Source organism: Selenomonas ruminantium AC2024, assembly GCF_000687995.1.
GTDB classification, from domain to species: Bacteria; Bacillota; Negativicutes; order Selenomonadales; family Selenomonadaceae; genus Selenomonas_A; species Selenomonas_A ruminantium_B.
This window is the reverse complement of record NZ_JIAC01000001.1, coordinates 301,017-317,571: the sequence shown is the minus strand read 5'-3', so window position 1 is coordinate 317,571 and position 16,555 is coordinate 301,017. Positions and strand designations below refer to the sequence as shown.

Below are 16,555 nucleotides of genomic sequence, written 5' to 3'. Positions count from 1 at the left end.
TAGCAGCTTCCCAACAGCTACTGCACATAAATGTGATGTGTGCAGTAGCTGTTCTTTTTTAGCGAATAACACAGCTCTGCATGGTGGATACGCCATCCGATACATATGATTGATTTTCCTGATGCGGAGGGGCTATAATGGGAGTACGAAAACCAAACATGGAATTAAAGCTTTTGTATTTATAAGGAGCGATTTTGCCATGAAACGTAGAGATTTCCTAAAATCTACAGTTGCTTTTTTAGGTTGGTTTGCTATGGGCGGAATGCCTTTGGGCTTTGCCGAAGGGCGGGATTATTATCACATTCTGCTTATCAGCGATTTGCATCTGCCTGTGCGGGTGAAGAAATTTCCGAACAAGGAAGCACAGGCCGATATTTGGGCGAAAAAACAAAACCTGCTAAAAACCGTAAATGCGTGGGCGGATGTGGATGAGGTGGCCTTGTTAGGCGATTTGGCTGCCCGTTATGGCAATGAGAAAGAATTCCGTGTGGTAGATGATTATCTGGGACAGCTGCAATTTCCTTATTATGCTGTAGCGGGCAATCATGACTATGCATATAAGGACGAGCCGGTTGAAACGAAGAAGGGCAAAAAGCACAAATTAGCAGCGGGGACTTTGGCCGAGAAAAAGGCAAAGCTGGCAGCTTTTCAAAAGCGGTATCATTTGCCTGGGGCTTATTACGCCCGTGATGTGGGGCGGTGCCGGATGCTATATTTGTCCCCGGATGGATGCCACAGTTCGGTGGAGATTTCAGACGAGCAGCTTGTCTGGCTGAAGAAGGAGATTGCGTCCCATCGTAACGGGCCGATACTGTTCTTTTTCCATGGCCCGATTATGGGAACTTTGCGCACGTATAGTAAGAAGATTAATACGGTGGCAGCTACGGCGCAGCCGTCGCAGAAGCTTTTGGAAATTTTGTCTGCTGTTCCACCGGGCAGCCTCTGGATATCCGGCCATACGCATACGCCGCCGACCAATGACAGCTATGCGGATATCCGCGTGAACCGTATCAATGAAAATCTGGTCAATATCCACAATCCGACAATAGATGCGCGGCATTTGTATACCAATTCACTTTATATCTACAAAGACCGCATTGTCATCCGTACCTATGACTACAATACTGGAGTGTGGCTGGATGCGTTGGAACGTACATTTTCATTTTAAGGGAGCATAAAACGTGGGTGGGGATGATTGATTTTCCCGATGTGGAGTGCTATAATGAGGTTACGAAAACGAACAACCGAGACTCGAACACCCCCAGTATGCCAGTACTGGGGGTGTTCTCTACTACTTTGCTTTTAGTGATTCAACCAATAGTTGAACAATGACACCAAAATGCCCACTATCAGCGGAGCTAGTATCAACTCCACGATTTTCCGACTCAACCGAGACTCACCTCCTTTTTCGAGGCGGCACATATATTATAACAGAATATGTCCAAGCAAGAAAGACAGGATGCTCTGCCAATATTGCGTGCAAAGCACGGTATTGAGCGTCAGGCGGGGGATGTCTGAATGGAGCGTATGGCTGGGAGCGTGAAGAAATTGTTTTTTGCCATACCGCTGTATTGGCTGGAAAAGGCTGCTGTTTGAGCGAAGCGAGTTTTGGCTTTTCCTGTCAGTGAGTTAAGGGCAAAAAACAATTTTAGCTCCCAGTCATAGCGCAGGGCAGATATTCTCCGCCTGACGCGCCTTTAGCCTCGAACTCATCACCGCAAACTAATAGAGAAAAAACTTGCACAAGCCCTTGTAATTGTGTTACTATTGATTGGAGACTGTAATTAAAGGGAGGCTTATCTAATGCTTACCGTTTTGATGATAATTGATGCTATTGTGGCCATTGGCCTTATCGCATCAGTACTGGGACAGGAAGCAAAATCCGCTGGCATGGGCGGCATGGGCGGCGGTGCTGATACCGTATTCTCCGGCAAGGCCCGGGGGATGGATGCCCTGCTGGCGCGGGTGACGGTGGTACTTGCCATCTTGTTTGCCATTATCACCATGGTGATTGCCAAAATGACAAGCTAATAACGGCAATATCCCTGTTCTCTAGCCGGAACAGGGATATTTAAGTTTAGGGGGTGAAAGGATGATACTACCGGGAGCGGAGCCCTTCTTTATGCCCGGCGGGAAAAAAGGGGTGCTCCTTATCCACGGATTTACGGGACTGCCGGCGGAGCTTCTGCTGATGGGGGAATTTTTGAACAAGCAGGGCTTTACCGTGCTGGGGGTGCGGCTTGCAGGCCATGGCACCACGGTAGAGGATATGAGTCACATGACCTGGGAAGACTGGATGGACTCTGTGCGGGACGGCTATGCCCTGTTGTCCGGCTACTGTGAGGATATTTCCGTTATCGGCCATTCCATGGGCGGGCTCTTTGCCCTGCTTCTGGCCACGGAAGAAATCGTCTCCCATGTGGTGACGCTGGCGGCGCCGATTTTTATCCCCGAGGAGCGGGGACTTGCGGCGCTGCCGCCTCGTGAGGCCTGCTATGGCGGCTATGTGCCCAAGGCCCGCCGCCGTCTGAAGAACGTACCGCCTGCCGCTAATCGTACTTATCGGAAAATGCCTTTAATCTCTATTCATGAATTGGTGGACGTTATCGAAAAGACCAAGGGAGCCATTGAGGAAGTAACGGCTCCGCTGCTCATCATGCATAGTCGTGATGACCATACTGCCGCACCGGTGAGTGCGGATTATATCCTGTCCCATGTAAAAGGACAGGCGCGAATCATTTGGCTGGAGGAGTCGGGACATCTTCTGCCGCTGGCCAGTGAAAGAGAGAGAGTTTTTGAAGAGGCTGTGGCCTTCCTGCAGAATTAAAGAGAACGACTGTGGGAGAATCGAAATTTGTAAGGAGAACAAATGGACTTAAAAGAAAGAATCCTCGCCTATATGAAGGAAAGCGCCTATAAACCGCTGGCCGAAGAGGAATTAGGCGAAGCTATGGGACTGACGGACGAGGAATTAGTGGATTTTCCGGTGGCGCTGGAAGAGTTGGAAAAAGAGGGCGCCATTATCAAGAACCGCAGTGACCTTTACGGTGTGCCGAGCCGGATGCATCTGGTGGTGGGGCGTATTTCCATGACCGCCAAGGGCTTTGGCTTTATCATTCCCGACGTGCGGGAAACGGAAGATGAATCGGACGTATTTGTGCCCGCCAATGCCGTGGGCTCGGCTATGCATGGGGACCGCGTGGTGGCCCGTGTCACGCCTGCGCAGGAGGAAGGGCGTTCCCGCGAAGGGGAAATCATCCGCATTCTGGAACGTGCCAATGAAAAGATTGTGGGCACCTTCGAGCGCAGCAAGACCTTTGGCTTTGTAACGCCGGATAACGTGAAGCTCACGCAGGATATCTTTGTGGCGAAAAAGTATTTCAAGGGCGCCAAGACCGGCAGCAAGGTGGTCGTGAAAATCACCAAATGGCCCAGCGGCCGCCGCAGTGCGGAAGGCGAGGTCATTGAAGTGCTGGGCAAGGTGGGCGACCCCGGTGTGGATGTGCTCTCCGTTATGCGCCAGTATGAGCTGTCCGAGACGTTCCCGGAGGATGTACAGGCAGAAGCTACGGCCACGGAAACGGAGCCGAATCCGGCCGAATATGCTGGCCGCCGCGACAGACGCGATTTGCAGATTGTGACCGTGGACGGCGAGGATTCCAAGGACTTGGATGATGGTGTCTATGCCCGCAAGAACCCGGATGGTTCCTTCTTCCTGGGCGTGTATATCGCCGATGTGAGCCATTATGTCAGGGAACATGCGCCGCTTGACCGGGAAGCCTATGCCCGCGGGACGAGCGTGTATCTGGTGGACCGTGTTATTCCCATGCTGCCCAAGGAACTTTCCAACGGCATCTGCAGTTTGAATGCCGGCGTTGACCGCCTGTCCATGGCCTGCGAAATGCAGATTTCTGCAGAGGGTGAGGTAACAAGCTACGAGATTATTCCGACGGTGATACACGTTTACCGCCGCTTGACTTACAATATCGTCAACAAGGTTCTCGTGGACAAGGCAGAACCTTTTGTTTCCGATAATGGTGACATCCTGCCCATGCTGGAAACGCTGGCCGAGCTGCGCCATGCCTTGAAGGCCAAGCGCCATCGCCGCGGCTCCATTGATTTTGACCTGCCGGAAGTAAAGGTCAAATTGGATGAGAATGGTCATCCCGTGGCACTTATCAAGCGTGAGGGCAGCCTTGCCGAGTCCATTATCGAGGAATGCATGCTGGCGGCCAATGAAACCGTGGCCCGCCATATGGATACGAAGAATCTGCCCTTTATGTACCGCGTTCACGAGCAGCCGAGCGAAGAGAAAATCGAGCGGCTCAACAATCTGCTGGCGACCTTTGGTCTCTATGTGAAGCGGGATGAGGCCGGGCAGATTAAGCCTATGGATGTGCAGAAGGTCTTGGAAAAGGTTGAAGGCCGTCCCGAGGAACGGATTATCAGCACGGTATCCCTGCGCTCTATGCAGCAGGCCCGTTACAGTGAATTGAGTCTGGGCCACTTTGGTCTGGCGGCCCGCTATTATACGCACTTTACTTCGCCGATTCGCCGCTATCCGGATTTGATTGTTCACCGTCTGCTCAGGGAGACTTTTGCTACGGGCAGTCTGCCCCTTGAGCGTCAGGAAAAGCTCAAGATGGTTCTGCCGGAAATCGCCGACCATACATCCCAGCGGGAGCGTGTTGCTATCGAGGCGGAACGGGAAACCACGGACATGAAGAAAATCGAGTATATGGCACAGTTCGTGGGCGAAGAATTCACGGGCGTTATCAGCGGTGTGACCGCTTTTGGCATCTTTGTAGAGCTCGATAACGGCGTGGAAGGTCTGGTTCATGTTTCCACCATGACCAATGACTATTACGAATATGTGGAAGAACAATATGCAATGATTGGCGAGCGCACCCGCACCCAGTACCGTCTGGGCGACGAGGTAGAGGTAATCCTGGCGCGGGCCAATGTGGAGGAACGGAATTTGGATTTTGTGTTGAAAGATAACGGCCAGTATGTGCCGGAACGCCCTGCGCAGAAGGGCAATAGCAGCAAAAAAGGCAAAGGGGACAAGAAGAAGGGGCCTCGTCCCAAGAAGGCAGCCAAGCCGCTCTTGGAAGATGAACTGATTGCAGAACCCATGCTGACGGAGGAAGAAACCAAGCAGAAGGAACAGAAGCCTGCCAAGAAGCGTCACGGCCACAAAAAGCGCGGTGCTTCCGGGGAAAAACTGCCCCAGCCGCAGGGCGAAAAGCGCGAGGGTGAAAGCCGTAAGCCCAAGGCTGACCGCAAGCGCCGTCCGGGCCGTAATGAACGCTCAGATAAGGAAAGCCGCGTAGGTACAGGCTCTTTCCGCGGAGAAGGACGCAGCCGCAACCGTGAGGAACGCCGCAGCGACAAAGAGGCCGGTTATCATCGGGTCTATGTGACGGGGCTCAACAGTGCCGTCTGGCCGGACCCTCCCGGATACCATGAGAAGAAGGAACGGGAAATGGCCGCTGCTGCCGCCAAGGCCGAAAAGGAAAAGGCGCAGAAATCCAAGGGCAAGCGTCGTCCCCGTCCGCACCGCAAGACTGAAGGCGGCACGGGCAATAGCAAATAACAACTGAGGTGATACAATGGGCAAGAAGAATATCGGCATGAAGGTGGTCTGCGAAAACCGCAAGGCACGGCATGACTACTTCATTCATGAAACATATGAAACCGGGCTTGCCCTGCAAGGCACGGAGGTGAAATCCCTGCGGGCGGGCAAGGCCAACCTCAAGGACAGCTACGCCATGATTAAGAACGGGGAAATTTTCGTGGAAAACATGCACGTTTCCCCCTATGACCAGGGCAATATCTTCAACCATGACCCTTTGCGCCCCCGCAAGCTCCTGATGCACAAGAGCGAAATCGTCAAGCTTTTCGCCAAGACGCGGGAAAAGGGCTTTACCCTCGTGCCGCTCAAGATTTACTTCAAGAATGGCAAGGCCAAGCTCGAACTGGCTTTGGCTTCGGGCAAGCACAACTACGACAAGCGGCAGGATTTGCATGAGAAAGCCGCAAAACGCGAAGTAGAACGGGCGCTCAAAGATAGACAGCGTTATTAAAGAAAAAAGGCAAGCAACGAGCTTATCGGTTGCTTGCCTTTTTTGATACTCTGTTATATGATTTAGAAAGAGTATCGAAGGGGTGTGATACAGTTGAAACGCAGTGAGCGGATTTTGACTTATATACAGGAGCGTTCCGCAGCGATTAAGGCCAAGGATTTGACAGGGCAAATCGGTTTTGATGCCCAGGAGATTGCGGCGGAGCTGGATATTCTGCGGAATAATGTGTCCAAGGAATTAAATGAACTGCACCGGCAGGACAAGATTGTGAAGTTTACCGGACGGCCGGTGCGGTATTTTGACAGGGAGACACTAGCGGAGTTGTTGGGGACAGAATTGGGGCAGGGGCCTTTGCAGTTCCGTGATGTGGAGGAGTGCAAGCGGCTGTTTGCCAGTGATGCGGAAGAAGAAGCCAATCCTTTTGCCCGGCTGATTGGTGCGGATAAGAGCCTCAAGCGGCAGGTAGAGCAGGGCAAGGCGGCGATTCTCTATCCGCCGGATGGCCTGCATACGCTGATTGTCGGCCAGACTGGTGTCGGCAAGACGCTTTTTGCCCATATGATGTTTGCGTATGGCAAGGCCATGAAGCGCTTCTCCGAAGATGCGCCGTTTATCACTTTTAACTGCGCGGATTACTACAACAATCCGCAGCTCTTAATCTCCCATGTGTTCGGCCATATCAAGGGTGCGTTTACGGGAGCGGATACGGCGAAAGCCGGTCTGGTGGAAGAAGCGGACGGCGGCGTGCTATTCCTGGACGAAATTCACCGCCTGCCACCGGAAGGGCAGGAAATGATTTTCTACTTTATGGATACGGGCACCTTTAACCGTTTGGGGGAAACCACCCGCAGCCGCAAGGCCAAGGTGCTGATTATCGGGGCTACCACCGAGGACCCCAATTCGGCGCTGACCAAGACTTTTGTGCGCCGTATTCCCAACATCATTACCATTAAGCCGTTGTCGGAACGCACCTTGGAAGAAAAGCTCGATATTTTGAAGCTGCTCTTTATGGAAGAAGCCCAGCGGGTCAAGAAGCCGGTGCGCATCAGCGTGGAAGCCGTCAAGGCTTTGATTGGCAGTATCGGCAGCGGCAATGTGGGGCAGCTGAAATCCAACATCAAATTGCTCTGTGCGCAGGCTTTTTTGAACGGCATTGACAATCCGAGTTTTATCGAGGCGGACTTCCGCATGCTGCCTTTGGGGGTGCGGGATGGGCTGCTGACCCTTTCGGCCAACCGTCAGGCTTTGGCGGAGCTGACCCAGTATGTCAGCGAACCGTTGCTCGTGTCTCCACCGGGCGGCAAGTTCAAGGTGGATGACGAGGGCAGCCGGGAAGGCTTCAACCTCTATCAGGTCGTGGAAGATAAGGTGGCCTTGCTCAAAGGAGAAGGCATCAGTGATGAGCTCGTCAAGCAGATTGTAGCCACGGATGTGAATGTCTACGTAAAGGAACTGTATAATAAGAAGCATTCCGTCAACATGACCACCCGGGAACGGCTCTTAAAGATTGTGGATGAGGCGCTGGTGGATTTTTCCGAGCAGATTTCTCTCTATGTGCAGAAACGGCTCAACCGCAGTTACCGTGACCGGTTCCTGTATGCGTTCAGCCTGCATCTGTCGGCCTTCCTCAAGCGGGTCAAGGCACAGGAGTCCATTCCCTACACGGAAATCGAAGGGGCCATCCCCAAGGATTCGGACTATATGCGGGTGGCGGAGGAACTGGGCGCGCTGATTGAAAAGCACTACCATGTGAAGGTACCGCAGGCTGAGATTGAGTATATCGCGCTGCTGTTGGAATCCTCGGATGATGATGACTTGGAAGAAAAAATCATCATTCTGGTGGCCACTCACGGAAAGGCTACGGCCAGTTCCATGGTGGATGTGGCCAAGCGGCTGTTCAGCTCCACGGATACCAACATCATTGCCATTGATATGCCGCTGGAGGTTAATCCACAGGATATACTCGAACAGACGGCGGCCATGCTCAAGGGCATGGAATGTCAGAAGGGGGTACTCATTCTTGCAGATATGGGATCCCTCTGCAATATCGGGGCCATGCTGGCCGAGCGGCTCAAGATTCCTGTGCGCACGCTGGATATGGTTTCCACGCCGCTGATACTCGAAGCCATGCGCAAGGTGGATATTGCCGGCATGGATTTGGATAGTATCTATGAATCCTTGTTGAGTTTCAAAGGTTATGAGGCAGTTGATACACATGAGCTGCCCATTAATACACAGGAAGCCATTGTGACCATCTGTTCCTCGGGACACGGTGCGGCCATGAAACTCAAGGCGCTCGTGGAAGATGTACTGCGTCATGCGGGACGGATTATCGAGGTCATTCCCATTGGCGTTCTGCATATGGATGACCGGTTGGCGGAAATCGCCAAGGAATACCGCATTGTGGCGGCGGTGGGCATGAAGAAGCCTGCCATGAACGTGCCGTTTATTCCCTTGGAACAGCTGATTGACGGCGAAGGGGAGCGGCTGCTTACCGAGCTGGTCTTTGACAGTGAGTCGGTGCTGGAAACGAGTTTGTCCCCCAGCGAGGGCAAGGGGAAGGGGAACATGGTGGTGCAGCGGCTCTGCGAAGAATCCCTGCAACGGTTCCTTACTTATTTGAATCCTGCCAAAATCATGAGTGTGCTGCTGGAATTTGACAAGTCACTGGAAGCAGACCTGCAGTTAAAACTCTCCAATCCCCTGCGGGTGCGCCTGCTCGTGCACTGCGGTTGTGCCTTGGAGCGCGTGGTGACCCGCAGCCCGCTGGTATATAAGGAAGACAAGTCAGCCGTAGATGAAAAGAAACTCATGGCACTCAAAAGAGCGGCCAAAATCTTCGATGAAACACTGAAATTACGTTTTGACGAAGATGAGTATTATTTTATGGCGAATATGCTCTGATACAGATAATGCACTATGACAATGACATTTGTCATAGTGTATTTTTTTTATCATGATGAGGGTCATTTTTAGGAAAAGAGTATTGAATAGTGTATCGAAGTGTATCAAAACAAGAATTATAGTATCATAAACAAGATTATTATTCTGAAAAAACGTGAAAACCACGGAAAAACAAACGAAAACATAAAATTTCGTTTTTGATACACAAAGTTGGCACGCATCTTGCATTATATAGGGGCGTAAGGCAAAAAAAGCCAAAAACGTTCAAATTCAACCATAAATATGAATTTAGGGGAAATTGTTTAGGAGGTAGAAAGAATGTTTGGTATTATTGTTGGTACGCATGGCATCTTCGCAGAAGAACTGGTTCGTTCCTGTGAAATGATTTGCGGTGAACAGAAAAATGTTGCAGCTGTAACGCTGGTTCCTGGTGAAGGCCCGGACGATGTGGTGGCTAAGTACGAAGAAGCCATCAAAGGCCTTGACTGCAAGGATGGTGTGCTGTTCCTGAACGACCTGTTCGGTGGCAGCCCGTACAACGCTGCTTGCCGTCTGGTAATCAGCAACGAAAATTATGGCATTGTTACCGGCGTAAGCCTGCCGATGCTCATCGAGATGTGCAGCGCTCAGCTGGCTGATGATGGTTCTGACATCAAAGCTCTGATGGAACGCGCCGTAGAAGCAGGCCGCAGCGGTTTGCAGACGTTCCATGCCAGCCAGATTGCCGATGATGAGGAGGATGAACTGTAATGAATATCGTACTTGCAAGAATTGATGACCGTCTGATTCATGGTCAGGTAGCAACCGTTTGGTCCAAGGTTACGGGCTGCACCCGCATCATCGTTTGCGATGATGATGTGGCAAAAGACACCATCCGCGCAACGCTTCTGAAACAGGTTGCTCCGGCTGGTATCAAATCCCACGTTGTAGACCTCGAAAAAGCTGTTCGCGTTTACAACAACCCGAAATACGAAAACGAAAAATGCCTGCTGCTCTTCACGAACCCGACCAGCGTTCTCTACATGGTAGAACATGGCGTAGACATCAAGAGCGTTAACATCGGCGGCATGAGCTTCCACGAAGGCAAGCATCAGATTACGGGCGCTGTTTCCGTTGACGATCAGGATATCGAATCCTTCAAGAAGCTGAATGAAAAAGGCATTGAACTGGAAATCCGCAAGGTTGACACGGATAAGAAAGTCATGCTGATGGATGTCCTCAAATAATTGGCCGTATTTTTGCGGCGGCGGGCTGGGGTGTATGCCGGCCCGTCACCGCAGGATTATCATAATGGAGGGAATATATAATGGGCACTATGCAAATTTTGTTAATCTTTATTTTTGCAACAATTGCGGGTATGGGTTCCTGCCTCGATGAAATGCAGACTCACCGTCCGCTGATTGCTTGCACCGTTACTGGACTTATCTTAGGCGATATGACTACCGGTATTATCATTGGCGGTACTTTGGAAATGATGGCTCTGGGCTGGATGAACATCGGCGCGGCAATCGCTCCGGATGCAGCTTTGGCATCTGTAATTTCCACAATTCTCGTAATTGCCAGCCATCAGGATGTGGCAACGGGTATCGCAATCGCTATGCCGCTGGCTGCTGCTGGTCAGGTTCTGGCTATCATTTGTAAGACGGTTTCCGTGGTATTCCAGCACAAAGCTGATGATTATGCTGAAGAAGGCAACCTCTTCGGTATCGACCTCTGCAACTACGGCGCACTGCTGCTGCAGGGTCTCCGCGTTGGTATCCCCGCTCTGCTCGTTGCTATGACGGTTGGTACGGGCGCTGTTGAGGACATGCTCAATGCTATTCCTCCCGTTATCTCCGGTGGTCTGCAGGTTGCTGGTGGCTTCATCGTAGTTGTTGGTTATGCAATGGTTATCAACATGATGGGCGCACAGTACCTCATGCCGTTCTTCTTCCTCGGTTTCGTTGTCGCTGCTTTCACGAACTTCAACCTGGTTGCTCTGGGCGTTATCGGCCTCGTTTGCGCTGTGGTTTACATCCAGCTCAACCCGAAGTATTCTGAAGTTGCTGCTGCTCCGGCTGCTGCCGCTGCAAGCTCCAGCGACCTTGACGACGAACTGGACTAATTTTGCACTGAGCTGAAACTTGAGGAGGATAATATAATGGAAAAGAAGATTACTTCTAGCGACTTTTTCTGGACTTTCGTCCGTTCTAACTTCCTGCAGGCTTCCTGGAACATGGAACGTATGCAGGGCCTGGGCTACTGCTTCGGTATGGTTCCTATCCTGCGCCGTCTCTATGAAGGTGAAGAACTGAAGCAGGCTATCAAACGTCACCTGGAATTCTACAACACGCAGCCGTTCGTAACTGCTCCGATTATCGGTATCACGGCCGCTCTCGAGGAAAAGAAGGCCAACGGTGCTGACATTCCCGACGGTGTTATCAACGGTATCAAAGTTGGTATGATGGGCCCTCTGGCTGGTGTTGGTGACCCGATTTTCTGGGGTACGCTCCGTCCGATTACGGCTGCTCTCGGTGCTTCCTTTGCTATGACCGGCAGCATCATCGGCCCAATCCTGTTCTTCGTTCTCTTCAACCTGATTCGTTTGGGCGTTCGCTGGTACGGTATTAAGTACGGCTATGCCAAAGGTACGGATGTTGTACAGGATGTGGCTGGCAACAAGCTGCAGAAGATTACGGAAGGTGCTTCCATCCTCGGTCTGTTCGTAATGGGCGCGCTCGTTAACAAATGGACGTCCGTTAACATTCCGGTAGTTGTATCTGAAATCACCAATGCTAAGGGCGAACATGTGGTAACGACGGTTCAGGGTATCCTCGACCAGCTGATGCCGGGCCTCGTTCCTCTGCTCATGACCTTTGCCTGCATGGCACTCCTGAAGCGTAAAGTCAACGCAATCTGGATTATCTTCGGTCTCTTCGCACTGGGCATCATCTGCTATGCTCTGGGCATCATGAAGGTGTAATTTAGAAACTTTATAGAAAAACCTTCCCTGCGGGGAAGGTTTTTCGTGTTAAGCCCGACAAATTGCGCGGAAATACTTTACATTTGCTAGTGACTTGCGTAAAATAAAGATAGTTATGTTTTGAATTAGTTTTGTTTGTTATGGATTTCTATATAGGAGAGATGTTTGCATGATTAAAAAAGCAATTGCCGTAATGACCTCTGGTGGCGACAGCCCGGGGATGAATGCGGCAGCTCGCGCTGTAGTACGTACTGCCCTGCATGAAGGGGTAAAGGTATACGGCATCTATGACGGCTATGCCGGCATGATTGACGATAATATCGAAGAGCTTACGAGCCGCAGCGTGTCCGATATGATTCAGCGAGGGGGCACCTTCCTGGGCACGGCCCGCAGTATGGAGTTCAAGACTCCCGAAGGCCGCAAGAAGGGCTTTGATAATCTGGTGAAACGCGGCATTGAGGGCCTCGTTATCATCGGTGGTGACGGCTCTCTGACTGGTGGCTCTCTCCTGTCCAAGGAAACGGGCATGCCGATTGTCGGCCTGCCGGGCACGATTGACAACGACGTTTGGGGCATGGATTACACCATCGGCTGCGATACGGCTGCCAACACCATTGTCGATGCCATCAATAAGCTGCGCGATACGGCTTCGGCTCATCGCCGCATCATGCTCGTAGAGGTTATGGGCCGTAACTCCGGCTGGCTGGCTATGATGGCTGGTATCGCTGGCGGTGCTGAATACGTGCTCGTACCGGAAGTGAAATATGACCTCGATGAAATCTGCCATGAACTCAAGGCTATGTATGATGCCGGCAAGCGCTACAGCATTATCGTGGTAGCAGAAGGCGCTGGCTCTGCTGTGGGCCTCGGCAAGGTGGTTGAGGACAAGACGGGCATCGATACCCGCGTATCCGTACTTGGTCACATTCAGCGCGGTGGTTCTCCGACCATTGAAGACCGTATCAAGGCTTCCATGCTGGGTGAGAAGGCAGCGCTTGCCATTATCTCCGGTGCAACCAATGTGGTCTTTGGTTTCAATGAAGGCAAGGTTGTGGGCGTAAATCTCTTTGATGCCGTAAACAACACCAAGACGCTGAATCCGGAACTGGTACGCCTTGCCCGCGTGCTGGCATAAATTAAATTAAAACAAACAAAGAGGGAGGGATAACCTTGCAATTAAAGTCGGCTTTGAAAGGCACGGCCTTATTGCTATGGCTGGCCTGTTCCCTCTTTTTTGTATGCATACTGCTGCTGCCCATGCGGGGGATAGCGGCTGAATTGGCTGGGCAATGGTTCTGGCAGACAGAGGAAGGCGCAGCGGCAGGGGAGCCCTGGCGCCCTTTTGATTTCCCGCAGAATCCGCCGGTGGAAAGCGATACGCAGCAGGTATGGCTCAAGACCAATTTGCCACAGGATATGCCGCGGGATGCGTCGCTTCTGATTCAGTCCCGCGATCAGGCTTTTGAAGTCTGGCTGGGCGATAGCTGTATTTATACCTATGGGGAGATGCGGCCTGCCTTTATGTCCTATGGACAGCGCTGGCATATCGTGAGTATTCCGGATGGCAGCGGGGGCAGGGAACTAAGGATTCATGCTTATTCGGCCTCGGATGCTACCTTGGGGTACTTTGGCCAGATTTGGCTGGATGGCAATGTGGAACAGGTATTGCGCATCTTCCGTCAGGATGTGCCCTATTTGATGAATATTCCGTTGGCGGTGTTCATGCTGGTGATGATGATGATTTACGCCACCAGTCCTGCTGCGCCCAAAAGACTCTATAATTCCTTTATTGCCTTTATCACGGTGTTCATTATCTGGATGATTTGTGCCACCAATTCCAAGCAGTATGTGCTGGATGCGCCGCTGTTCTGGCGCTTCAGTATGCAGATGTCGGAGTATCTGCTGCCGCTTCTGGCCAATATCGTAATCTTTCAGGTGGTGGACAGAAGCTACAAGAAGATGGTGCGCTGGACGGTACTCATCTATGCGGTGCTTTTGTTTATCACCGTGGGCGCAGAGTTTTTGGGCTTCAACGGCATGAGCCGGGGCAGGGTGCTCCTCTATACATTCCTGCCGCTGCTGGAAATGGCAGCACTATATGCCATTGCCCGTTCTGCCCATCAGGGCAATATGTATGCAAGGGCGGTGTCAGTGCCCCTGCTCTTTATGGCGGGAGCCGGCACATTGGATGGCATTTCCCTTTATCGCCACTGGTATGTAGTTGATGGCTATTTACTGCCCTATACCACCCTTTCGCTTTGTGTATTCGTGGCCTTTATCATGCGCCATCAGATTAAGCGGGAACGCATGCTGATGAACCGTGAGGCCGGTCTTAAGCAGGAGGTAAGCCAGGCCATAGAAAAGGCCACCATGGACAATCTGACCAAGTGCTACAACCGCAATAAGCTGGAGATTGTGCTGGCCACGGAAATCCTGCAGCATAAGAATGAGGAGGAGCCCTTCTCCGTGATTATGCTGGATATCGACTTTTTCAAGACAGTTAATGACACTTACGGCCATGAGGTTGGAGACGAAGTGCTGGCCGGTTTTGCGGAGGTAATCCGGCACAATATCAAGAAGAAGGATGTGCTGGTCCGCTGGGGCGGTGAGGAATTCATCATCCTGTTCCGTCATTGCACTGGTGAGGAGGCCATGATGATTGCGGAGCGGCTGCGCCAAAAGGTGGAGAGCACGCCGCTCTATGACGGCAAGATTCGCATTACCTGCAGTCTGGGCGTGGCATCCTGGCATGGTGCGGATGATTCGGAGACACAGCTCTTAAAGCGGGTGGATGATGCTCTCTATATGGCTAAGCGCACGGGGCGCAACCGGGTATGCCGGGAACCGAAGAGCAATTTGCACTGGTTCAAAAATCTCTACAGTGATGAGGAATCAGAATAAAGGAATTTTACCGGGTAATATCTAATTATATAGCAAAGGAAGGCAGTTTTTGCAGAAGGAGGCGCAGACGATGAAGCGGATAAGCGTAGTTGTATTGTGTCTCTTTTTTGGTATGCTGTTTTTTCTGTCCGCAGGCGAGGCTGCGGTAATCGGCAAAGACTGGCAGTATCTGACGGAGGACAGCGAGGGCAAGTGGAAGTATTTTGACTTTGGCCGTTTCCAGTCGCCAATCCCCGGTGATAAGCACGAGGTTTGGCTAGAGGTTCCTCTGCTGCCTACGGAACCGCAGAAGAATACCCTGCTGTTTTCAACCGATGGGCAGGCAGTGGAGGTCTTTGTGGAGGGCAGCAAAATTTACAGCGATGGTGATTTTTCTGCCCGCTTTCTGGGGCATGGCCGCAAATGGCATTTGATGGAGCTGCCATATGTGCCCCATCAGACCATGCTGCTCTTTCACTTTTATGCGGATCACTCCCATCAGTTGGGGGTGTTTAAGAACTTTATCGTGGATAGCCAGGAGGCTCAGGCCAAGCGCATATTCTCGATGGATTTTCCCTATGTGATTTCTCTGCCAGTGGCAGTTCTGCTGGCCATGATTACCCTGATGTATGTTTTCAACCGGGCGGCGCACCGCTGGCTTAATATCAAGCTGATTTTGCTGATGACGATAATCGGCATTTGGACGGTGAGCTTGTCCAATGTGAAGCAGTTGCTTTGGGATGCGCCGGTGGTTTGGCGGTTTCTGGAGAATTTCCTCTGTTATCTGCTGCCGGTGGTGGCCAACTCCCTGATGGCCGAAATATTGGAGGCGGATTTGCGCCCAGCCATTAACCGTACCGTGGTGGGGTATGCGGGGCTAGCTGGTGTGGCCCTGCTGCTCGAATTTACAGGACATGACGGCCTGCTCGTCTGCCGCCAGTTGCTCTATGGCTCCCTGCTCTGCTTACAGGCACTTGTCTTTCATAGCATGTGGGAGTCCATTCGACGGGGGAACACCTACGCCAAATTTGCACTGGTGCCCATGGTCGTAATGGCTGTTTTGGGATTGTTAGATGGCGTCCTGCTCTACACCCGTTTCTGGAATTGGCATTTTTATCTGCTGCCGTTGGGTATCTATGCCTGCACCACCTTTGTCATCTGTATGGTGCGGGAGCAGATTGTGCGGGAACGGGAACTGGAGGCTCATGCGGAAGAACTGACGGCTGAAATTGCTGCCACCATGGCGCGGGCGGAAATGGACGAGCTGACAGGCTGCCGCAACCGGGGCGCTTTTGAAGATTTCATTCGTCAAAAGATTACGGCGGGCAAAAAGTTTTCGCTGATTATGCTGGATATTGATTACTTCAAAGACGTTAACGACACTTATGGACATGAAGCTGGAGACAGGGTGCTGGGGCAGTTTGCGGAGCTCGTGCGTAGTCAGATGACGGAAAAACAGGAATTCTTCCGTTGGGGCGGGGAGGAGTTCGTTATCTACTGTCCTAAATATGATGTGAAACAGGCCTGTGTGCTGGCTGATACAATCCGCCATCAGGTGGAAGTGCATCCCTTCTTCCGTCACCGGCAGCTTACGGTAAGCGCTGGCGTGGCGCAGTGGCATGCGGATACCGACAGTCAGGTGGGCATCTTCCGCCGCATGGATGATGCTCTCTATAAAGCTAAGTGCAACGGCCGCAATCAGGTGGCGGTAGAATAAAAGCGG

The 16,555-nt window shown here is 51.8% G+C and carries 14 protein-coding genes; 13 read left to right on the top strand and 1 reads right to left on the bottom strand.

Annotated features, from left to right (window positions below):
- The first annotated feature begins 199 nt into the window (after positions 1–199).
- Positions 200–1,168 carry a metallophosphoesterase family protein gene (locus tag P157_RS0101430; protein WP_196243091.1) on the top strand — a complete coding sequence of 323 codons (969 nt, stop codon included), beginning with the start codon at positions 200–202 and terminating at the stop codon, positions 1,166–1,168.
- Positions 1,169–1,302: 134 nt separating this feature from the next.
- Here P157_RS0101430 and P157_RS15825 read toward each other — a convergent pair whose 3' ends face one another.
- A complete protein-coding gene (locus P157_RS15825) occupies positions 1,303–1,422 on the bottom strand; it encodes a type I toxin-antitoxin system Fst family toxin (protein ID WP_143555546.1) in 120 nt (39 codons plus the stop codon).
- A gap of 381 nt (positions 1,423–1,803) precedes the next feature.
- On the opposite strand from P157_RS15825, the gene secG reads away from it, so the two are divergent.
- The 12 genes from secG (at position 1,804) to P157_RS0101370 (ending at position 16,549) form a co-directional block, all read left to right on the top strand.
- Positions 1,804–2,031 (top strand): preprotein translocase subunit SecG, encoded by a 228-nt coding sequence (gene secG, locus P157_RS0101425; protein ID WP_026759441.1) that lies wholly within the window; start codon positions 1,804–1,806, stop codon positions 2,029–2,031.
- A gap of 61 nt (positions 2,032–2,092) precedes the next feature.
- Entirely contained in the window at positions 2,093–2,827 is a 735-nt protein-coding gene (locus P157_RS0101420; protein ID WP_026759440.1) for an alpha/beta hydrolase, read from the top strand.
- 42 nt (positions 2,828–2,869) lie between these two features.
- Positions 2,870–5,596, top strand: a complete 2,727-nt coding sequence (gene rnr, locus P157_RS0101415) for a ribonuclease R (RefSeq protein ID WP_026759439.1) — start codon at positions 2,870–2,872, stop codon at positions 5,594–5,596.
- A 16-nt stretch (positions 5,597–5,612) separates the two neighbouring features.
- Complete coding sequence (gene smpB, locus P157_RS0101410; RefSeq protein WP_026759438.1) at positions 5,613–6,086, top strand: SsrA-binding protein SmpB; 474 nt, start codon at positions 5,613–5,615, stop codon at positions 6,084–6,086.
- 84 nt (positions 6,087–6,170) lie between these two features.
- Positions 6,171–8,990 (top strand): sigma-54-dependent transcriptional regulator, encoded by a 2,820-nt coding sequence (locus tag P157_RS0101405; RefSeq protein WP_329811582.1) that lies wholly within the window; start codon positions 6,171–6,173, stop codon positions 8,988–8,990.
- Between the two features lie 318 nt (positions 8,991–9,308).
- Positions 9,309–9,740, top strand: coding sequence for a PTS sugar transporter subunit IIA (locus P157_RS0101400; protein WP_026759436.1), 432 nt, complete (start codon positions 9,309–9,311; stop codon positions 9,738–9,740).
- Positions 9,740–10,216 (top strand): mannose/fructose/sorbose PTS transporter subunit IIB, encoded by a 477-nt coding sequence (locus P157_RS0101395; protein ID WP_026759435.1) that lies wholly within the window; start codon positions 9,740–9,742, stop codon positions 10,214–10,216. The genes P157_RS0101400 and P157_RS0101395 overlap by 1 nt, the downstream gene beginning before the upstream one ends.
- Positions 10,217–10,296: 80 nt before the next feature.
- The gene (locus tag P157_RS0101390; protein ID WP_026759434.1) at positions 10,297–11,094 is read left to right on the top strand and encodes a PTS mannose/fructose/sorbose transporter subunit IIC; all 798 of its coding nucleotides are present in this window, start codon (positions 10,297–10,299) and stop codon (positions 11,092–11,094) included.
- Between the two features lie 36 nt (positions 11,095–11,130).
- Positions 11,131–11,952 (top strand): PTS mannose transporter subunit IID, encoded by an 822-nt coding sequence (gene manZ, locus P157_RS0101385; protein ID WP_026759433.1) that lies wholly within the window; start codon positions 11,131–11,133, stop codon positions 11,950–11,952.
- Between the two features lie 169 nt (positions 11,953–12,121).
- Positions 12,122–13,087, top strand: coding sequence for a 6-phosphofructokinase (gene pfkA / locus P157_RS0101380; protein WP_026759432.1), 966 nt, complete (start codon positions 12,122–12,124; stop codon positions 13,085–13,087).
- 35 nt (positions 13,088–13,122) lie between these two features.
- Positions 13,123–14,853 carry a sensor domain-containing diguanylate cyclase gene (locus P157_RS0101375; RefSeq protein WP_026759431.1) on the top strand — a complete coding sequence of 577 codons (1,731 nt, stop codon included), beginning with the start codon at positions 13,123–13,125 and terminating at the stop codon, positions 14,851–14,853.
- Positions 14,854–14,923: 70 nt separating this feature from the next.
- Positions 14,924–16,549: a sensor domain-containing diguanylate cyclase gene (locus tag P157_RS0101370; protein ID WP_026759430.1), complete on the top strand. Its 1,626-nt coding sequence runs from the start codon at positions 14,924–14,926 to the stop codon at positions 16,547–16,549.
- Positions 16,550–16,555: the final 6 nt, after the last annotated feature.